This window comes from Candidatus Zixiibacteriota bacterium, assembly GCA_034439475.1.
GTDB lineage: Bacteria > Zixibacteria > MSB-5A5 > GN15 > FEB-12 > JAWXAN01.
Map to the genome: position 1 here is coordinate 1 of JAWXAN010000078.1, position 14,910 is coordinate 14,910.

Sequence of the window (14,910 nt, forward strand, 5' to 3'; positions counted from 1 at the left end):
AGAGAAACATGCAGCGCTCACAAGCGGCTGCGAATAGCAGAGTGAGACACTTCGCGGCTACACCTCGACTTCAGGCTTGACATGATACATAGCAGACCTAACGGAACGACGAACTGAGATCGCCGCGTCACTCCTAATCCGCCATCGGCGGACTCGCAACGACTCATAGAAATGTCACCCCAGCGCCTGTCCGTTGCTGCGGGAAAGCTGGGGCCATCTTCTCTTTATTCGGGTACCACGTCGTTGACATTTGTCGGGACGGTGTGATCTTCATCTTGGCGAATACCGGATGTCAGGATCACAAGGATCGCTGACCTACTTGATATCAAAGAAGATGGATTCTCTGCCGCTGGCGGACTTGTCCACGTTTTGGCCGGTTTTATCAAGAATATAGATAAAAGCAGGCCGCCTCAAGACACAAAAAAAACCGCCGTATGGCGGGTTTTTTCAGACTTTGATGTGCGATGAGCGCGCGCTTAGAAGCGCTTGGTATAGAAATGGCAGTAGGGTTGTTTGCCAGTGTAGTTGTAGTAATCCTGATGGTATTTTTCGGCTTCATAAAAGGTGCCAGCCTGAGAAACTTCAGTCACAACTTTAAAGCCTTTATCATGGAGCAAGCCAATCAGCTTATCAGTGGTCTGCTTTTGCGCTTCGTTCGTGTAGAAGACCGCCGAGCGGTACTGATCGCCGACATCGCCGCCTTGTCGGTTAAGCTGGGTGGGGTCATGGATCTCGAAGAACATTCTGGCGAGCGTTTCGTAATTTGTCTTGTTTGGATCAAAGACTATTTCGACAGTCTCGGCGTGCCCGGTTTTTTCATAACTCACCGTTTTATAGGTCGGATTTTTGGTTTCGCCGCCGATGTAGCCGACACGGGTTGAAAGGACGCCATCGACTTTCTGCAAGAGATGTTCTGTCCCCCAGAAGCAACCTCCGGCAAAGTATGTCGTCTCAGTAGCAACTGGCTTAGTAGCCTTATTGTCTGACTTTTTCGAGGTCTTATCGCCTGAACTCATCATAGTCGCGTTGGCTTCACTCTCGGGAATGAATTTGAGTGAGATTGAGTTCACACAGTGTCGCGTGTTTTTATCGGTGAAGCGTTCACCCTCGAATACATGTCCCAGGTGCGCGTCGCAATTGACACAGGTTATCTCGGTGCGGCGGCCATCGGCATCGGTTGTACGTTTAACGCTGCCGGGGATTTCATCGTCAAAACTCGGCCAGCCACATCCTGACTCGAATTTATCTCCGGAACGATAGAGCGGGGTTTCACATTGACGGCATGTATATGTGCCGGCTTCTTTGTGGTCATAATACTCGCCCGTGAACGGGGCTTCAGTTCCCTTATTGACGATTACCCGCTCTTCGGCGGAGGTTAACTTGTTTAACGTCATGGTTTTCTTCTCCGAAATTTGTGTACTTGTAGCAGTGTCAGAATTTGTATTCTGTTTAGTTGTCTTTGCCATGGGTATTATAACAAAAATGATGATTGCCGCGACAGCCGATATGATAGCTATTGGCAGAAGCCGGGGTTTCTGTGTCGTCATGTGAAAATATCCTTCATTCTTTCAATAGCTTATTCGGACGGTCGTCAATTAACTACACACTAAAACAAGGATTATGGGATTTTGTTCTAAAGCCCACCTTTGAATTGTTTGCTTTTTTTCTGTTGTGGCTAATCTCTGCAATCCAGCGTTTTAGGGCAAAAATCAGTGGGATAACACATATATGAGGATGGGCAAATCAATAAATTCATCGCCAATTAACAATAATCGAACCGGGGCAGAATAGTATCACCCGTTTCGATTGTCTACCAATATGTTACAGGCGGGCAATCCTTCAATATTGCAAGGACTTCCTTAAAGCTGTTGCTGTATTTGTCTATAACGAATGTATGCCCATAGTCGATAAAAATTCCACAAATCCCACTCTTGACTATCTGATAATTGAGCTGGCTGGAAAATATTCCCTTTCTCGTCTCTACGATGCCGGGCAGGATATTTTCAAGGAGGGGGAGATTGGCAATACCATGCTCCTCGTGCTTCGAGGCATGGTCGAAGTTGTGAAACGAGGCAACGATGAGAGCGGATCACGGCGGGTTATCGCCCTTCGCGGTCCGGGCGACTTTTTGGGAGAAATGGTTCTTGTGGATGAGACCGAGAGATTCGCCACAGTCGTGGCGGCGACTGAGTGTGAAGTACTGGAATTCTCACGCGCTAATTTCGAGCGGGTTATCAGCGAGCAACCCGCATTTGCGAGCCGTGTGCTTCGAAGTCTCAGCCGGAAGTTGCGCGAGTCCGATTCATTTCGAATAGCGGAGCTCGAAGAGAGCAATCGCGTCCTCAATGCCACAAATGCGGAATTGCTGCACCTGAACTCATTTCTCGACCGGGTCATCGATCAATCACCATCGGCGATTTTTGTCGCGACCCGGGCCGGCGATGTCTTCCGTATGAATCGGGCCGCAGCGCAGATTTTTGACATAGCTGGCGTAGAATCAGTACCGCGTATTTCCAAACTGATCTGTGATTTTGATAACTTGTGCCAACAGGGTGCTGATCAGAATAGCTGGCACGGGCAGGCTACCGGAATGAGGGGAAGTGACAGCTTTCCGATTTACCTCTCGATTTCATCACTATCTGGCCAATCGTCCGATCTCCTGAAACTCATTATATGCCAGGACATTTCGGAGTTACAACTGCTGAATCAGACTATTTGTGAGGTGGAGAGATACGAAAGTGCAAAAGAGACGGCCGTAGAGATGGCGCATGATATTAAGAATTACCTCGGCGTGTTGACAGGTAACGCCGAACTGATACTCTCGCGGTTTACACCCGACCAGCGGCATAATTTCTCCGAGTTGACTACCCTGATTTTATTAGCTGCCTTGTTTGCTGAACACTGGATACAGGATTTCATCAAAGGCCGATGGTTCAGCCACGCGCGTCCTGAACGTGGATACGTATCTGTGTATGTACGCCGCATGGTATCGTCTTTGCAAAGCTGAACGAATTGCAGCAGCCTTTGCGGAGCACAAAGAACAGCGCGGGATTATTTTATCTAAACGAAATACTCAATGTTCTTGAACTTGTTGATATCGCCCCAATCATTAATAGAAAAGCGACTTTGCACATCGATAACTTTTCGAAGTACGGAGTATCGAGCTTACAAAAATAGCAACACCAACCATGCCGATATCTTATCGCCCGAGTGACGACAGTGAATGCACAGCCAAGCCTGGATTAGCGAGAATTCAGGCTTGTTTAATTTTACGTCGAAATCTGTGAATTTGACTCCTAAAGCTGTTTGGTGCAGAAAGTTACGAATTAGATTGATTTCGGGGGGATGGTCTGCTATACTTGCGTTCCATATTTTTGTTTTATGCCGGGGTCGTAGTTCAGTTGGTTAGAACGCCTGCCTGTCACGCAGGAGGCCGCGAGTTCGAGTCTCGTCGACCCCGCCATTTTATATTTTCACCCTGTTTCGCAAGAATATCAAACGGTGATTTGTAAGTCGGACAAACACTTCCACGATAAAATGTACAGTTCGATAGTACCGAATTGAGCAATCGACGCTGTTCCTTCACACCCTGTTTCAAGTACTTGTCATACGCTGAATTAGCGAGTTCGAGAATGGACGAGCCAAATTCGTAATAATCCAAATTTGCATCGTTGAAAAGGCGAATCTGGTTTCTTACTGCCTCAAGATCAACTTGCCATGCGTGGCTTTTCCGGCGCCACATGTCCTCAGAAATCAAACCTTCGAGTTTGTCCTCATAACTCTTGTCAACAAGCCGCATGAGATGGCTCTCTCTCTTTTGCAGGCCAGTGAGCGACTCAGATCGGAACGAAATCATATCGGCTTGGCTCTCTCTGAGAGCTTGCTTAATATCTTCTACTTTGCCCACATCAATTGACATGGCCTGAACAGTTCCTGCGAGCATTAGGCCAAGTTCTTCTTCTCGAACCCAAATGTTATCACAATTGCCATGAAACTTGGTGCAATGATAATAGACGTATTTCCCTTTCTTGATCTCGGGGGTCATCGCGCATCCGCACTGGCCACACTTAACCAATCCGGTAAATGCGAATTCTCGTTTTGAACTAATCGGTTTGCTTTTACGGCCCAATACATTCTGCACCTTGTTGTACAATTGGAATGAAATGAGCGGCGTGTGAATGCCTTGGTAACGCTTTCCTTTCCAGTCAAATTCACCATAATAAATTGGATTCTTGAGAATTCTGTGGATGCCAGCCTTGTTGATGGTTATTGAATTTTGAGAAAATAGCCCCGATTCCTTCATCAATTTGGAGAGTGACTTCAGTGAATGATCTCCGGAGGCATACGCCTCGAACACTCTCGCAACCAAAGGCCCCTTTTCTGGATCGGCCTCGATTAATCCAGTCCCAACCACGTTCCGATAACCCACAGGGGCTTTTGTCGGCCATTGTCCTTGAGCGCACTTTTCAAGAAACCCTTTTCTGACTTCCTCAGATAGATTATCAGTATAGTTCTTGGCCATGAGCACTTTGATGCCATGCATGAGCTTTTCCGACGACCTTGACTCCTCGGAAATTACAACATTCTCTTTTACGAAATGTAACTTCAGTTTTCGCTCATCAAGGACTACCCAATCTTTGATGTTTCTATAAAGCCTGTCGGTCTTTTCAACCAGGACACTCTCAATCGACTGATCTTTTTTGACCAATTCCAGCATTTCGTTGAATCCAGTTCGACCAGCTTTTCGGGCAGTCTCTACATCCACAAACTCTTGCACAACCGTGATCGACTTATCCTTAGCGTATTGTCTGAGTAGCTTCAGCTGAGCAGGAATTGAAAAGCCGTCCTTCTCCTGTTCTTTTGAGGAAACCCGAGCGTATAAAACAGCTTTCACTTCAATTTTTCTCCTGATTTAAGCAATTTCTCAATGTGGAAGGCCTGAATTTTGTTAGGCCTCGCGTGATTGTTCAGCCACCGATTGACTGTTACCACTGACACACCCAAGATTTCTCCCAACTGCGCCTGACTCAACCGGCGTTCCAGCCGGTATTCGTCAAGCTTCTCCATCATCCTTTTCATATAAAGTAATATAAACTTAAGTAATGTCATCGTCAAGCTCTATTCCATCTCTATTGAGAAATTCGGTTATTGCTCTCAATGACACTCTTTGTCCCTGAGACCGAGCCGGTTTCCCAAAGTTAATCTCCCCGAGCACAGTCCTCATTCGGTCGTTTGGCAAAGTTCCATAGTTCATCAGAGTCGTCATCGGTTTAGAATGTCCAAGATTTTGACTGACAGCCTTGAACTCCTCAGGAGTTTGGCATCGCTCCATAGCCAAATGCACCGCCGCATGCCGGAAAGAATGCGGGTTGAAATAATCAAGACCGGCTTCCTGAGACCGCTTTTGGAGAATCTCACGTAGTCCACTCCCACTCTTCCAGAACTGGTCGCTTACTCCGACTTGAGCGAATGATAGCACGTTCTCTGCTTGCTCTATAAGAGTTTTAGGGAAGAGCGGGGCTGTATTTGGAAACAAGCGTTCCGATAAAAGATACCTGTACCAATCCAGTATCGGTAGCAGCATGCGTTCATCAAACACCATCAGTTTTGACGGTATAGCCTTGCCGAATTTGGTTTTTACGCCTCGACGCGGGTCCTGGTCAATTCGGAGTGAGTGGGGGTCGAAACAGCCCATGGGAAGGCTAATAAGAGCACTGAAGCGCATCCCGGAGAGAAGCAGAAAGGCGATAATTGCCCTGTCCCGACGGGCAATCTCCGTATCACCGATTATCGAGTGAACTAATTTCAAAACATACTCCAAACTCGGAAAAGGGCGATCCACGGGATTTAGCACTTCTTGGGTTTTACGCAGGTCAAGTGACAGATAAGAGACAGCGTCGAGCGATATTTTCTTCTTAAAACCCGGCTGTTCGGCAAGCCAAGAAAAGAACCGTTTGAGAATCCGGAGAGTGTGATAAGCTGTGTTTCCACTCAGAGACTTGGTCTCCCATGCTTGTTTTTCCAAATGCTTCTTGACGTCCATCGCTCGTCTTTGGTTGAAGTATGAGTAGTCCTCGCCTTCAAACAATTGTTCATAATGCTTCAATGCCCGGATCACCGTGAGCACCGTGCCTGCCGACATTCCTTGCGCGCCCACAAGATGGGTTCGGTACCTGCGTTTCAACTTCTCATTCTCATAGTTCGGCTTCATGATTTACGTCCTTTCTAATTATGACATTTGAGGGGTGGTCTGAAGTCTCTACTAACCCTTCGTTGTGCGGAGTATGCGTCACACCTTCAAACTGGCCAAAAAAAGAGAACCGGCTGCCGAATCGGGCCAGTTCTTGGCCACAAATGCAGCACTTTGCGATGCGCCAGATACACTCCTCGCCATTGCCAAAAGTCTTTCCGGTATAGATATGATCGATAGTTCCATGAAGGGCGGTTCGAGCCGCCCGACACTTGACGCAGTAGAATTCATCCGGCTTGAGTGAAACTCGTTTATTTCGAATTCGGCAATTGAGGAACCTTTTCGCCTCACTTCCCATTATCAGGAGCGGCCAATCGGTCGCAGAAACTGGCTTCATTCCCTCTTTTTTCCACCGCTGAATGGTTCTGGGCGAGGTATTGAGTGCCGTAGCAAGCTCACTCATCGTATAGGACAAATCTGATCTAAGTTGCCGGTACAACCGACGCCAATTATAGGTCGCCATGATTGTCCCTCCATTCCCTGAGAATGCTGAAGTACCGGGCAAGGTTTGCACATGCTTGCCGATATTCCTCCTCACTCATTGACTGTCCGAGAAATGTGCGGGGTACCTTGTCGGTAAGTGATTCCAACGGCGATTCGAGTTCTGGGACTCGCGGTCGTTTAACCATGGGGTTCTCCCAGCGAGGGAAGGATCGGGGAGCTGAGTTGGCATTGAAGACACTCTCCGGTCCTTTGATCCTCGCATGAAGACTAAATAAGTAGCCAACTCAATTGGTCTTCAGAACCAACTGGCGAAATTTCCACGGAGCCTGAAAAATTCACATTTTGAGCGATGAGCAAAATCGCCTTATCACTTTTGTAACAAGGACTTAGGGTCAAATAATATTTTTCGAGTATTTTAAGGGAGGGGGGGCGAAATTTCGCCCTATTAGTCTTTTAGCGAATCGGGAAAATTGCGGTCGTAGAGTATTTTGAAGCGGCAGACAAAGCCGTCGGCGGTTGTCCATGGCAGGAATGGATCGTCGCGCAATCCAGTGAAGGCCCTTAGCCCGTTCCTGAGTCGCTGGAAGTCTTTCTGGTTCCAAGTGCGTGAGCGTTCTTTGGTGTCCCAATTCAAGCGTCCCTTCCCTTCGGCGAATTCCGTCAGCAAATCCCATAGCCTGTTGGGGAGTTTGGTTTTCATGTTCTCGAACCCCATTTCAAAGGCGGTATAAATTTCATACTTACCGTTCGAATAGACTTTTGCGGCATCTAATCCCACGATTTCAATTGTGATATCTTCCCACTTTGTGCCCTCAGGAAGATTCAGACGCTTGCCAGCCGATTCCCTCTTTTTTGTCACAAATGTCCCCGTAATCATGCTAAGCAGTGAGTCTACAGGAACATCGCCTCCGGCAATTAGACCCTTATGAAGCGATACAAACTTTTCCAGTACTTCGCACACCTGATGACCATGGTGCTTATGGAGCTCATACAGCCGAGTAGCGTTCTCCGCGGTCTTCCCATCGAGCGATGTTACAATAGTTGAGATGAGACCGCTATGCTCCTCGTAAAAGGCGGTCTCGCTGTTTTGCTGGTAGTCCCGTCCAGCCTTAATAATCAGTTCCACCATAGCGCGACCGTCTCCTTTTGTGACAGGATCCAACGGCATTTTGATTTTGTACATCTCTTCCGGGTCTTCATCCTCCAAGCAGTTTTGGATAATAGCCAATCGTCTTCCGATGCATTGAGAGCAGACCCCGCAATGTGTGTTTATCGTATCACCCGACCGAATATGACTACAACTTGCCGTAAAGCGAATTAAGCTTTGCCCGCCATGAACCTTGATAGCACGGACAACATCCGCCTTTGTGTGCCAAAAGAATGGATTATGGACTCCGAAATTAATCCCAAACAAAGCCGAATAAAACTTGGATAGTCCTTTCAGAGCTTTCGGATGCGTGGTTCGGCTTGCTCTTGAACCCAGAAGCGAAGGCGCAATCTTTAGATTCGAGCTGGTTATCCCATTCTCGTAAAAGCTGATGTCCGACAGTTGGCTCATTCGAGCGACCACCGCCGCCAGCGAAGCATATAGAAACGACCGAGTTCGCTGGTGGGTATCTTTGGTGATCTTTTCCTGCTTGTTTACCCAGACCGGAATGTGGAGCAGTCGGCTTTCGCTTCCAGTAAGGTCCTGAAAGTCCTTCAACAATGTCCGCTGGAGCTTGTCGGTCTGCGGAGCCGAGCGGTGGCTCAACAACACTATCTTGCCTTTTCTCGTTTTGACAGCCTCGCACAGACCCGCGAGCGAATCCAAGCCGCCCGAAAAAAGCATCACTTCGTCTGGCCGAAACCATGGTTGCCCTTCCTCAAATTCAAAATACTCCTCGAATTTGTGCTCCTTTTTGATTGGACGGAAAATAAACGAATAGTAGTCGCCAGAGAGAAACTCCAGAGCTTCAGTCAGAGCATTACTTACAGTTTCAGACTTCCAAACTGTGAGATTCCGCACTGGAATGTGGAATCTCAGCTCCCTTTTCCAATTGGCTCCGTCGGCGGGAAGTGTATTTCCTCCCCGTGTGGCCGCCTGATCCCCTGAGTAGACATAGCCCGCTATCTCAAGCAGGTCTAAAAGCAGGGGAGGAGGATTCTGAACTAATTTACGGCTTATGTTTGAAATTTTTAGATGAACATTGTTTGATCCGGGTATCGCATTGAGCAATATAACGTTTTCGCCCAACTTGCTTCTTGGCGGACGATCGGGCCCGCACCAGATATCAATTGGTCCAGCCATTGGCCTATACGCTCCGCCTGAACTCAGATCGAATCTTCTTGAACGCTATATGGGCAAATTGAGAAACATCCTTGTGTGAAAGTCTGCCTTCCCATCGCGCCTTGCCAAACCAACCCGGAGTAAACTCATCGGCGATTCGTACCGTTTGCCGAACATGAAGATCAAATGCCCTACTGAAATCAGAGTGTTCCTTAATGTTGGCAAAGGCTTTCCCGTGGCCGACATGATAGGGAAGCTCCCGTCCGAGGTAATAGTTCAAATAATGTGATGTAAACGATGCGAAAAATTCATGCATTGTATGGCCGAGCATCGAAGACTTGAGATTCGCCTGAAGCGCTTGTCTGGCTTGAGCCGGATCAAAGCCAAAGAGAGTCTGTGAGGCTGAGGCCGTCTGATTGACCAGAACCTTGGTGAAGCTGTCCTGGGCTATTTCGGCGATGTCAGACCGAGCACGGGCCTTGGCTGCGGCTGCAGTGGCCTTCTCTTTGAAGGCATTGACATAATCAAAAAGCGAGGGACTGGATGGCAGTGAGAAACCTGCAGTGCGAAGCGACGCATCCGGGCTTTTGGATTGGAGAGCGTCGATAAATCCGAAAATAGTGGTCAGAGTCTCAGTGAATCCGATATCCTGAGGCACACGCCCAAGTCCGGTATATGCCGCCCAGTAAGTTTCGTGCGCGAGTTCTTCTGCTGTTGCTCCATCAGCGAGCAACTCGATGACCCTCTTCCACCGGTGAGTGCGAGGTAGTCGGCTGAGTCTTAGGTGTCCCATAAGTGACCAGCTCTATTGCAGTTGACTTACTTTGAATCCGAAGTAGTGAAGCACTTTCGTGGTTCTGCCATTAACCACGGGTATGTCTTGCCCGTTTATCCACCCAACCAATTCCTGAACACACGAACGCCCAAAATGAGCCAATTTCCAATCAGAATTGTAGATCAGATTGCCCATTCTAACGTGTGCAGCGTCTTTTCCGTGAACCAAGTATGCCAAGTTATGACGAAGACGTTTGGCCTCGTTGTCTTCAAAGAAAACCTTTTGCAAAGTCGGCTCACCACCTTTGTGATATCGGCGTGTTTCAAGAAAGGCATGCACACTGCGTAACGCACTAAACAACTCAGAGTCCGTACTTTTTAGGATATTATCTTTGGTTTCCATTACCTTCAGAATTTGCGGATAACTGATTGGTATGAGAACATCGTCAAAGTACTTCCAGCCCTTATCGAGCCACTCTTTAGCTAACGCCGTAATTTGATTAGTTCGCTCACTCTTAGAATTAGCAATCGGATCCCTCCACTTGTCTCCGCCCGCCCGAGCTTCTCTAATCCAGCTAATGAACCCGTCGATTTCAAGACGTTCCGGCAATGCCTTCTCGTCAACTTTTCGTCTGTCAAGCGAGCGATAGGCATCTCTGATCTCGAAAATTGCATTGACACATTCTTGGAAGGATTTCCGGTAGCTTTCCTGAAATGCAGACGCTTCATCAATCTTCTTCCGCTCGCGAGTAATATTGCCCGGCGCTACACTCTTAAACTTCGCTATTACACTTGCATCAAAATCGCCTACCTCTTCGACCGCTTTTCGATACGATTCATACAACTGTCTATATTGCTGCATGCTTTGCAAATCGAGAACCGCGGCCTGAGTCCAAAAATCATTAAATAGGCTTGCCAGGTCGTCAAATCTCGAATCTGAGGAATCTACGGTGATGAGAATCTCCTGATTGGTGTTCAGAGCACTACTCGTCAAATTAGCCGAGCCCACCAGCGCAACATCACTCCCAAAAATGTAGAGCTTAGGATGAAAAGAGTGATGCGAGAAGTACCTTGCCTCGACACCCTCTATTTTCATAAGTTCGCCCAGAGCTTTGGGACTTGTAGGGAATCCCAGCCTTATAATGAGCCTGACCTTACAGCCTTGATCAACCAAATACTGTATAAAAGAAACATCTGTGAAGAATGCGACTGCGATGAAAACGTCCCGAGGCTCTCGTCCGTATTTTTTCAAACCATTTTCAACAAAGTCACTTCGACTATTGGTATTAGTGAATAACTCGGGTTTCATGTTTCCTCACTCTTATCGGCTGGCCTTCCATTCCACAACCATTCATTCCAATCCGGTTTCTTATACTGCGAATTCAAATGTAGGATTTTTTTTGCGATTCGACGTCCATACTCTTCAAGACGAGGCATAATGTCAATATCCGTTTTCTTTATCTCGCTACCGTGTACGATTTTGCTTCTGATTCCATAGGCCCGTTTGAAGAACTCATCGACGCTTTTTCGTTCTTCGGGTGACTCCCCGATTAGCAATGCGGCTCGAATTCCTAATCTAAAACTTAATCCTTCCCCGCCACCTTCGTTAAGTAATAGAGCCTCGAATCCCATGAAATAGTCTAAAACCCTGTCCTGCCAGTCTGGGCCGGAACACGCTCGACTGATTCTGCGAAAGCCTATTGTTGAAGCGTGATCCTTCGATTCTTCACTGCCGATTAATTGATTAAAGAGTAATATAATTTCTTTAGCATCGGTCTTATGTATCCGATATAGAGTGCCACCACGAGCGTACAATCCCTCCGGAGGCGCGGACATCCAGGGGGACTTACCCAGGTCCTTCGTTTCTTCAATTGTCGCCCCCAACCGGACATTTCCATCCTTCAATAATCTCAAACTATCTACAGCAGCTCTAAAGTGCTCCATCGCCCTCGACATTAAACTCTCGTGCTTAGGAGCTTGCAACGCTGACATGTTGATCTCGTCTCCACCCAGCCTCGGCAATGTTTCGCGATACTGTAACAGAGTCTGAATCACATACGCTTCTGGCGGCACCTCACTTATCCCAAACCAATGGTGCAATGGATATTGATAAAGTAAGATGGGGTTATCATTTAGAAAATTCACTAACATTTCAGGAGTCAACATCTTTACATGGAAGTTGGGTAGAAGCTCAATTTGCTCCAATTCACAGCTGCAATTTTCAGCGATGGCCGAGATTACGACCTCGACTGAAGTGGTTTTAAGCGATTCCGTCGATTTGAAAAGGACAGACTCAAAGTGATTTTCGTTGTATGTTAGGTAATGATCGTTGCATGTGAAGTACTGAGCGAGTAGTTCTTTCCAAAATTGAAAGAATGTGAGTCTGATTGCACTATTGCAGGTTCCGAACATTTTGTCGATATGGGGAGCAAGGAGTTTGTCACATTTAGCGGCTGTCTCCGTTGCGCGCCTAAGTTTGACCCCTTGTTCATCCATTGTAATGTATTCGTAGGCCCAAGAGACGTCAAAGATACGCTGATCAAATAATTGAAGGCGTTTATCTTCTCGCAGCCTTACCTTGCTATACGACCCCCAATTCATTTTGCCCGCTTCGTCTACTTTGTTTAGGAACGACAGGGAATTGACAAGCAAATTTCTAAGTAGGTTGACGAGGTCATGACTCAGATCCAATTCGCTGGATTGATTTGAAATAGATCCGGCTGACTGAGACTTTTTCTTAATTGGCTTTTCCATTTAAACTAATCAATAAGCGCCTAATCGCGTACTAAACCTACGAAATCTAAAGTGTTCGACTCGGGAATGAAACAATATTTTGAAGTCCACGCAAGGCACGGGGCAGTAAAGGGCCATGAACTCTGGTCAGAGTAGCCATTGTAACACCAGAATTGACACTGGATGCTCCTTTCGAGCATGGAAAGATCCGCCTCGCTCGATTTTGATTGTCACCAATCTCTCTCACCCAATGCAGAATCCCTGAGTTTCTTTCCAAAATAGAAAGGCAGCCCCAAGCCGAGGATGATCGCAATCACTCCAATCACCACTACCCAGCAGGCGTCGCTATAGAGCGCTGGCGCAGACAGTGTTACAAAGGCGCTGGATCCCAGAAAAGCAAAATAGAATGTTTTAATGATATCGGGAGGCAATAGCCACAACCCGTAACGATCCGCGAAGGCCCTTGACGTCCTTGGCCAGGAATCAAGGATGAAACCCGTCATTCCAAGTCGTACTTCAATTTTAGCCAACTGCAGGGTAATGTATCTGGAGTTATAACCCAGAGCAAGCGTGTACGCAGTCCCTATTAACAATAAGACAATCACACCCGACGAACCAACCTGAAATACTTTGGAAGTAACATCCTCCTTGATAAGCCAGATATAGCCGCCAAGTGCAGGGGTCAGTATTGCGACATACTTGATTACTTCCTGTTCACGTTGCCTTAATGCCGCAAGTAAAACTTGGTGAAATTCCGCCGCTGTCTGTGTTGCTCTTTCCTCAGGCGTCATTCGATATTCCCTTCTTTGGCATTCGGTTCCTCGATCCACTTTTTCAGGTCATTACGGATATCACGCTTACTCTGCTCGAATGGGTATGCCTGCATATTCTTAGCCACTAAGAATATGCACAGGAAAAGGCCTAATGCAATTAGCACTATCACAACAATCTTCTCGGTTACCAACATCTGACTGCAACAGATATAGTGCAGAAAGATCATAACCAACCAACCGATTGCGATTCCCACTGAAAAAAGGCAAATTCGTAGCAACCACGACGCACGCTTCTTGGCGGTGTGGGACTGATCTGCGGAAGCATATACCTCACTCAGCAACTCGATTTGAAATTCGGATTTATCAAGAGTAGCAGTTAGCTTTTCCTTGTCAATCCAAGGCACCTGGATAGACCGTGAGGCGAATGTGGCAAACATTGCCAGCGAAGGAAGCACCAGAAGCAGGAATGGAATCAGGTACGCTAAAGAAAGTGTTGTTAGTTCTGTCTTGAAAAGCTCCAGAAAAGCAACAATAAATAGTGTGTTGATTGCCAGAAACAGGGCTAACGTGTTTTCAACCTTCATTCGCCCCGAGACTACAAATTCAAACATTGCCCAGATAGGTTGAGATGCCTGTTCGAGTTGCTTCGATTTTTCCTCTTTAGAGTCCACGTCTGTAATCCTTATCACTTCACTTATTCAATTCTCGTTTTTTCGCAGTTTACGCCCGCTACTTCCTTCCTCTGGCCCCGAAGGTGTCGAATAGTAATGCCAAGTCTTAGGTGTCCCATTTCACACCCCACCTTCGAGCGGGCTTACGTCCCCGCATTCCAATTCTCCTCCATTTCGGACAAGAAAATATACTTTGCAGGTGCCTTCAATCGACGTGACGATGGCTTTCATTTCGGCTTCTGTTAGAAGTTCTGCGGCATCAGTGATGACTCTCAGGACTGTATATCTCTTCCGTTTGCAGATTTCGTCGCACTGTGTGTCCCGGAGCTTCTGAGTCAGAAAATCTGCTTCAGTGGGATGAAACCTTAGCACGCGCCTGTAGTGCTGCGCCCCATCAACCTGAATGACTAACTTCTTGGAATTGATTACAATGTCTGGTTTAAACTTTGTGTCAGGGAACTTCTTATTTTCCAAAATGGTAGTATTTAGATAACATTGTCGCACCAAATCTTTGACCAACTCCTCTCGCTTCCACAGCTGAGTATCTTCCCCCTGATCGATTGCCGCCACACAATCTTGCCAATACTCGATAATGGCACTAAGGGCTCCACTCGTCTCGAGACTCTGCCGATCTGAAATTTTAAATCCCGTCCAACCGGTTCCCTTTTCGGGTATTATTTTAAACGATCGAGCAACGCCTTGCTTAAGTCTCTTTGGTAACCAAAAGTAGACCTTAATGCCTCCACGTTTTCTCAGATCAAACGAAAGGCGTCTCATGTTCCGGTATTTCAGGTAGACGCTCGGTACACTTTGAGGAAGACGCTTGTTAATATCCTGGTATTTAGCACACGACAACTTGCCCTTGATATACTTCACCATCTTCATCGTTTCGGAGTAATCCACGCCTACAATGCTTCGAACTGTTTGATAATTCACTTGTCTCCCAGTCTCTCTTTTCTTCCTATGTGAGCCCAGTACTCAACGAAGTTTATCCGC

General features: G+C 47.0%; 11 protein-coding genes and 1 tRNA gene. 2 read left to right on the forward strand and 10 right to left on the reverse strand.

What is annotated here, in order from left to right; all coding sequences use genetic code 11:
- Positions 1 to 476: 476 nt before the first annotated feature.
- The gene (locus tag SGI97_11090) at positions 477 to 1,394 is read right to left on the reverse strand and encodes a bifunctional methionine sulfoxide reductase B/A protein (protein MDZ4724427.1); all 918 of its coding nucleotides are present in this window, start codon (positions 1,392 to 1,394) and stop codon (positions 477 to 479) included.
- A 500-nt stretch (positions 1,395 to 1,894) separates the two neighbouring features.
- On the opposite strand from SGI97_11090, the gene SGI97_11095 reads away from it, so the two are divergent.
- On the forward strand, positions 1,895 to 3,007 hold the full coding sequence (locus SGI97_11095) for a cyclic nucleotide-binding domain-containing protein (protein MDZ4724428.1): 1,113 nt from the start codon (positions 1,895 to 1,897) through the stop codon (positions 3,005 to 3,007).
- Between the two features lie 379 nt (positions 3,008 to 3,386).
- Positions 3,387 to 3,463: transfer RNA gene (locus SGI97_11100), tRNA-Asp, on the forward strand.
- 1,632 nt (positions 3,464 to 5,095) lie between these two features.
- Here SGI97_11100 and SGI97_11105 read toward each other — a convergent pair.
- The 9 genes from SGI97_11105 to SGI97_11145 form a co-directional block, all read right to left on the reverse strand.
- Positions 5,096 to 6,211, reverse strand: coding sequence for a site-specific integrase (locus SGI97_11105; GenBank protein MDZ4724429.1), 1,116 nt, complete (start codon positions 6,209 to 6,211; stop codon positions 5,096 to 5,098).
- Positions 6,195 to 6,713, reverse strand: coding sequence for a hypothetical protein (locus tag SGI97_11110; protein ID MDZ4724430.1), 519 nt, complete (start codon positions 6,711 to 6,713; stop codon positions 6,195 to 6,197). Before SGI97_11110 ends, SGI97_11105 begins: the two co-directional genes overlap by 17 nt.
- Positions 6,714 to 7,139: 426 nt before the next feature.
- The gene (locus SGI97_11115) at positions 7,140 to 8,984 is read right to left on the reverse strand and encodes a 7-cyano-7-deazaguanine synthase (protein ID MDZ4724431.1); all 1,845 of its coding nucleotides are present in this window, start codon (positions 8,982 to 8,984) and stop codon (positions 7,140 to 7,142) included.
- 4 nt (positions 8,985 to 8,988) lie between these two features.
- Entirely contained in the window at positions 8,989 to 9,756 is a 768-nt protein-coding gene (locus SGI97_11120; GenBank protein MDZ4724432.1) for a hypothetical protein, read from the reverse strand.
- 12 nt (positions 9,757 to 9,768) lie between these two features.
- Positions 9,769 to 11,046 (reverse strand): phospholipase D-like domain-containing protein, encoded by a 1,278-nt coding sequence (locus tag SGI97_11125; GenBank protein MDZ4724433.1) that lies wholly within the window; start codon positions 11,044 to 11,046, stop codon positions 9,769 to 9,771.
- Positions 11,043 to 12,491 carry a HEPN domain-containing protein gene (locus SGI97_11130; protein MDZ4724434.1) on the reverse strand — a complete coding sequence of 483 codons (1,449 nt, stop codon included), beginning with the start codon at positions 12,489 to 12,491 and terminating at the stop codon, positions 11,043 to 11,045. The genes SGI97_11125 and SGI97_11130 overlap by 4 nt, the downstream gene beginning before the upstream one ends.
- Positions 12,492 to 12,700: 209 nt before the next feature.
- Positions 12,701 to 13,261 (reverse strand): hypothetical protein, encoded by a 561-nt coding sequence (locus SGI97_11135; protein ID MDZ4724435.1) that lies wholly within the window; start codon positions 13,259 to 13,261, stop codon positions 12,701 to 12,703.
- Entirely contained in the window at positions 13,258 to 13,914 is a 657-nt protein-coding gene (locus SGI97_11140; protein MDZ4724436.1) for a hypothetical protein, read from the reverse strand. Before SGI97_11140 ends, SGI97_11135 begins: the two co-directional genes overlap by 4 nt.
- A gap of 120 nt (positions 13,915 to 14,034) precedes the next feature.
- Entirely contained in the window at positions 14,035 to 14,850 is an 816-nt protein-coding gene (locus SGI97_11145; protein MDZ4724437.1) for a hypothetical protein, read from the reverse strand.
- Positions 14,851 to 14,910: the final 60 nt, after the last annotated feature.